The organism is Nocardiopsis sp. NPDC057823 (genome assembly GCF_042797335.1).
GTDB classification, from domain to species: Bacteria; Actinomycetota; Actinomycetes; order Streptosporangiales; family Streptosporangiaceae; genus Nocardiopsis; species Nocardiopsis changdeensis.
Window position 1 is genome coordinate 1 of the sequence record NZ_JBHVLR010000038.1, and the last position, 5,722, is coordinate 5,722.

Annotated in this window: 10 tRNA genes and 3 rRNA genes; all 13 read right to left on the reverse strand. The window is 51.9% G+C overall.

Going from position 1 to position 5,722, the window contains the following annotated elements:
- Positions 1–88: 88 nt before the first annotated feature.
- A tRNA-Ala gene (locus ACFVNO_RS30955) sits at positions 89–164 on the reverse strand.
- 7 nt (positions 165–171) lie between these two features.
- Positions 172–245 (reverse strand) — tRNA-Pro (locus ACFVNO_RS30960).
- Between the two features lie 4 nt (positions 246–249).
- Positions 250–326 (reverse strand) — tRNA-Arg (locus ACFVNO_RS30965).
- 9 nt (positions 327–335) lie between these two features.
- A tRNA-Leu gene (locus tag ACFVNO_RS30970) sits at positions 336–420 on the reverse strand.
- A 10-nt stretch (positions 421–430) separates the two neighbouring features.
- A tRNA-Lys gene (locus ACFVNO_RS30975) sits at positions 431–506 on the reverse strand.
- A gap of 36 nt (positions 507–542) precedes the next feature.
- Positions 543–618: transfer RNA gene (locus tag ACFVNO_RS30980), tRNA-Thr, on the reverse strand.
- Between the two features lie 29 nt (positions 619–647).
- Positions 648–723: transfer RNA gene (locus ACFVNO_RS30985), tRNA-Val, on the reverse strand.
- Positions 724–738: 15 nt separating this feature from the next.
- Positions 739–813, reverse strand: a tRNA-Glu gene (locus ACFVNO_RS30990).
- Positions 814–831: 18 nt separating this feature from the next.
- Positions 832–922: transfer RNA gene (locus ACFVNO_RS30995), tRNA-Ser, on the reverse strand.
- Positions 923–925: 3 nt separating this feature from the next.
- Positions 926–1,000, reverse strand: a tRNA-Asn gene (locus ACFVNO_RS31000).
- 9 nt (positions 1,001–1,009) lie between these two features.
- A 5S ribosomal RNA gene (rrf, locus tag ACFVNO_RS31005) occupies positions 1,010–1,125 on the reverse strand.
- 50 nt (positions 1,126–1,175) lie between these two features.
- A 23S ribosomal RNA gene (locus tag ACFVNO_RS31010) occupies positions 1,176–4,103 on the reverse strand.
- Between the two features lie 225 nt (positions 4,104–4,328).
- A 16S ribosomal RNA gene (locus ACFVNO_RS31015) occupies positions 4,329–5,722 on the reverse strand; the annotation flags it as partial.

Genomic DNA, 5,722 nt, shown 5'->3' on the forward strand with positions numbered 1-5,722 from the left:
ACATACTGTTGTGTTATTTATTGGTTTGATTAAAGAAAAGTTTCACTTTTCCTCAGCAATTACTGTTATCTAGTTTTCAAAGAACAATTGGTGGAGCCTAGCGGGATCGAACCGCTGACCTCCTGCGTGCAAGGCAGGCGCTCTCCCAGCTGAGCTAAGGCCCCAAAATTATCGGGAAGACAGGATTCGAACCTGCGACCCCATGGTCCCAAACCAGGTGCTCTACCAAGCTGAGCTACTTCCCGTAAATGGCGCGCCCGAGAGGAGTCGAACCCCTAACCTTTTGATCCGTAGTCAAACGCTCTATCCAATTGAGCTACGGGCGCTTCCTAAAATGGTGCGGATGAAGGGACTTGAACCCCCACGTCATAAGACACTAGATCCTAAGTCTAGCGCGTCTGCCAATTCCGCCACATCCGCAAGAAAAACATGGTGAGCCATGAAGGACTCGAACCTTCGACCCTCTGATTAAAAGTCAGATGCTCTACCAACTGAGCTAATGGCTCTTTTTAAAAGACTTATGTTATTATCTTGTCCAAAAATGGTGCCGGCAAGAGGACTTGAACCCCCAACCTACTGATTACAAGTCAGTTGCTCTACCAATTGAGCTACACCGGCTTAATACGCCAACTTATGTATGATAGGAATGGTGGAGGATGACGGGATCGAACCGCCGACCCTCTGCTTGTAAGGCAGATGCTCTCCCAGCTGAGCTAATCCTCCAATATGTTGTCTAAATGGTGACCCGTACGGGATTCGAACCCGTGTTACCGCCGTGAAAGGGCGGTGTCTTAACCGCTTGACCAACGGGCCTTAATGAAATAATGTAGCTGGCGGAGAAGGAGGGATTTGAACCCTCGCGCCGCTTACGCGACCTACACCCTTAGCAGGGGCGCCTCTTCAGCCACTTGAGTACTTCTCCGTATGGCTCCACAGGTAGGACTCGAACCTACGACCGATCGGTTAACAGCCGATAGCTCTACCACTGAGCTACTGTGGAATAATAACAGCCTGGCAACGTCCTACTCTCACAGGGACAAAGTCCCAACTACCATCGGCGCTGAAGAGCTTAACTTCCGTGTTCGGTATGGGAACGGGTGTGACCTCTTCGCTATCGCCACCAAACCATTGAGAGTGTTCTCTCAAAACTAGATAACAGTAAGCATACATTCAAATTGGTTAAGTCCTCGATCGATTAGTATCTGTCAGCTCCATGTGTCGCCACACTTCCACCTCAGACCTATCAACCTGATCATCTTTCAGGGATCTTACTTCCTTGCGGAATGGGAAATCTCATCTTGAGGGGGGCTTCATGCTTAGATGCTTTCAGCACTTATCCCGTCCGCACATAGCTACCCAGCGATGCCCTTGGCAGAACAACTGGTACACCAGCGGTGCGTCCATCCCGGTCCTCTCGTACTAAGGACAGCTCCTCTCAAATTTCCTACGCCCACGACGGATAGGGACCGAACTGTCTCACGACGTTCTGAACCCAGCTCGCGTACCGCTTTAATGGGCGAACAGCCCAACCCTTGGGACCGACTACAGCCCCAGGATGCGATGAGCCGACATCGAGGTGCCAAACCTCCCCGTCGATGTGGACTCTTGGGGGAGATAAGCCTGTTATCCCCGGGGTAGCTTTTATCCGTTGAGCGATGGCCCTTCCATGCGGAACCACCGGATCACTAAGCCCGACTTTCGTCCCTGCTCGACTTGTAGGTCTCGCAGTCAAGCTCCCTTGTGCCTTTACACTCTACGAATGATTTCCAACCATTCTGAGGGAACCTTTGGGCGCCTCCGTTACATTTTAGGAGGCGACCGCCCCAGTCAAACTGCCCACCTGACACTGTCTCCCCGCCCGATAAGGGCCGCGGGTTAGAATTTCAATACAGCCAGGGTAGTATCCCACCGACGCCTCCACCGAAGCTAGCGCTCCGGTTTCTCAGGCTCCTACCTATCCTGTACAAGCTGTACCAAAATTCAATATCAGGCTACAGTAAAGCTCCACGGGGTCTTTCCGTCCTGTCGCGGGTAACCTGCATCTTCACAGGTACTATAATTTCACCGAGTCTCTCGTTGAGACAGTGCCCAGATCGTTACGCCTTTCGTGCGGGTCGGAACTTACCCGACAAGGAATTTCGCTACCTTAGGACCGTTATAGTTACGGCCGCCGTTTACTGGGGCTTCAATTCGCACCTTCGCTTACGCTAAGCGCTCCTCTTAACCTTCCAGCACCGGGCAGGCGTCAGCCCCTATACTTCGCCTTACGGCTTCGCAGAGACCTGTGTTTTTGCTAAACAGTCGCCTGGGCCTATTCACTGCGGCTCTCTCGGGCTTACACCCTAACAGAGCACCCCTTCTCCCGAAGTTACGGGGTCATTTTGCCGAGTTCCTTAACGAGAGTTCTCTCGATCACCTTAGGATTCTCTCCTCGCCTACCTGTGTCGGTTTGCGGTACGGGCACCTCTCACCTCGCTAGAGGCTTTTCTTGGCAGTGTGGAATCAGGAACTTCGCTACTATAATTCGCTCGCCATCACAGCTCAGCCTTCACGGGAAACGGATTTGCCTATTTCCCAGCCTAACTGCTTGGACGCGGATATCCAATACCGCGCTTACCCTATCCTCCTGCGTCCCCCCATTGCTCAAATGGTGAGGAGGTGGTACAGGAATATCAACCTGTTATCCATCGCCTACGCCTTTCGGCCTCGGCTTAGGTCCCGACTAACCCTGAGCGGACGAGCCTTCCTCAGGAAACCTTAGGCATTCGGTGGAGGGGATTCTCACCCCTCTTTCGCTACTCATACCGGCATTCTCACTTCTAAGCGCTCCACCAGTCCTTCCGGTCTTGCTTCACAGCCCTTAGAACGCTCTCCTACCACTGTTCGAAGAACAGTCCGCAGCTTCGGTGATACGTTTAGCCCCGGTACATTTTCGGCGCAGAGTCACTCGACCAGTGAGCTATTACGCACTCTTTAAATGGTGGCTGCTTCTAAGCCAACATCCTGGTTGTCTAAGCAACTCCACATCCTTTTCCACTTAACGTATACTTTGGGACCTTAGCTGGCGGTCTGGGCTGTTTCCCTTTCGACTACGGATCTTATCACTCGCAGTCTGACTCCCAAGGATAAGTCATTGGCATTCGGAGTTTGACTGAATTCGGTAACCCGATGGGGGCCCCTAGTCCAATCAGTGCTCTACCTCCAAGACTCTTACACTTGAGGCTAGCCCTAAAGCTATTTCGGAGAGAACCAGCTATCTCCAGGTTCGATTGGAATTTCTCCGCTACCCACACCTCATCCCCGCACTTTTCAACGTGCGTGGGTTCGGGCCTCCATTCAGTGTTACCTGAACTTCACCCTGGACATGGGTAGATCACCTGGTTTCGGGTCTACGACCACATACTAAACGCCCTATTCAGACTCGCTTTCGCTGCGGCTCCGCCTCTTCAGCTTAACCTTGCACGGGATCGTAACTCGCCGGTTCATTCTACAAAAGGCACGCCATCACCCGTTAACGGGCTCTGACTACTTGTAGGCACACGGTTTCAGGATCTCTTTCACTCCCCTTCCGGGGTGCTTTTCACCTTTCCCTCACGGTACTGGTTCACTATCGGTCACTAGGTAGTATTTAGCCTTGGGAGATGGTCCTCCCAGCTTCCGACGGAATTTCACGTGTTCCGCCGTACTCAGGATCCACTCAAGAGGGAACGAAGTTTCAACTACAGGGTTGTTACCTTCTTCGACGGACCTTTCCAGGTCGCTTCATTTACTTCGTTCCTTTGTAACTCCGTATAGAGTGTCCTACAACCCCAAGAGGCAAGCCTCTTGGTTTGGGCTAATTCCGTTTCGCTCGCCGCTACTCAGGAAATCGCATTTGCTTTCTCTTCCTCCGGGTACTTAGATGTTTCAGTTCCCCGGGTCTGCCTTCAATATCCTATGTATTCAGATAAAGATACTGTTCCATTACGAACAGTGGGTTTCCCCATTCGGAAATCTCCGGATCAAAGCTCACTTACAGCTCCCCGAAGCATATCGGTGTTAGTCCCGTCCTTCATCGGCTCCTAGTGCCAAGGCATTCACCGTGCGCCCTTTCTAACTTAACCATTAGCGAATAAATGGTACAACATACTGTTGTGTTATTTATTGGTTTGATTAAAGAAAAGTTTCACTTTTCCTCAGCAATTACTGTTATCTAGTTTTCAAAGAACAATCGCAACCAAAATTCTTCTTATTAGATAAGAAGAAAGTAGTGTGCTTTCTATAATTGAGAGATTGAACTCTCAAAACTGAACAAAGTGTCAAAACGTACGTCATGTAAAAATCCTTAGAAAGGAGGTGATCCAGCCGCACCTTCCGATACGGCTACCTTGTTACGACTTCACCCCAATCATCTGTCCCACCTTAGGCGGCTGGCTCCTAAAAGGTTACTCCACCGACTTCGGGTGTTACAAACTCTCGTGGTGTGACGGGCGGTGTGTACAAGGCCCGGGAACGTATTCACCGCGGCATGCTGATCCGCGATTACTAGCGATTCCAGCTTCATGTAGGCGAGTTGCAGCCTACAATCCGAACTGAGAATGGTTTTATGGGATTGGCTTGACCTCGCGGTCTTGCAGCCCTTTGTACCATCCATTGTAGCACGTGTGTAGCCCAGGTCATAAGGGGCATGATGATTTGACGTCATCCCCACCTTCCTCCGGTTTGTCACCGGCAGTCACCTTAGAGTGCCCAACTGAATGCTGGCAACTAAGATCAAGGGTTGCGCTCGTTGCGGGACTTAACCCAACATCTCACGACACGAGCTGACGACAACCATGCACCACCTGTCACTCTGTCCCCCGAAGGGGAACGCTCTATCTCTAGGGTTGTCAGAGGATGTCAAGACCTGGTAAGGTTCTTCGCGTTGCTTCGAATTAAACCACATGCTCCACCGCTTGTGCGGGCCCCCGTCAATTCCTTTGAGTTTCAGCCTTGCGGCCGTACTCCCCAGGCGGAGTGCTTAATGCGTTAGCTGCAGCACTAAGGGGCGGAAACCCCCTAACACTTAGCACTCATCGTTTACGGCGTGGACTACCAGGGTATCTAATCCTGTTCGCTCCCCACGCTTTCGCTCCTCAGCGTCAGTTACAGACCAGAGAGCCGCCTTCGCCACTGGTGTTCCTCCACATCTCTACGCATTTCACCGCTACACGTGGAATTCCGCTTTTCTCTTCTGCACTCAAGTTCCCCAGTTTCCAATGACCCTCCACGGTTGAGCCGTGGGCTTTCACATCAGACTTAAGAAACCGCCTGCGCGCGCTTTACGCCCAATAATTCCGGACAACGCTTGCCACCTACGTATTACCGCGGCTGCTGGCACGTAGTTAGCCGTGGCTTTCTGGTTAGGTACCGTCAAGGTACCAGCAGTTACTCTGGTACTTGTTCTTCCCTAACAACAGAGCTTTACGACCCGAAAGCCTTCATCACTCACGCGGCGTTGCTCCGTCAGACTTTCGTCCATTGCGGAAGATTCCCTACTGCTGCCTCCCGTAGGAGTCTGGGCCGTGTCTCAGTCCCAGTGTGGCCGATCACCCTCTCAGGTCGGCTACGCATCGTTGCCTTGGTGAGCCGTTACCTCACCAACTAGCTAATGCGCCGCGGGCCCATCTGTAAGTGGTAGCCGAAGCCACCTTTTATGTCTGAACCATGCGGTTCAAACAAGCATCCGGTATTAGCCCCGGTT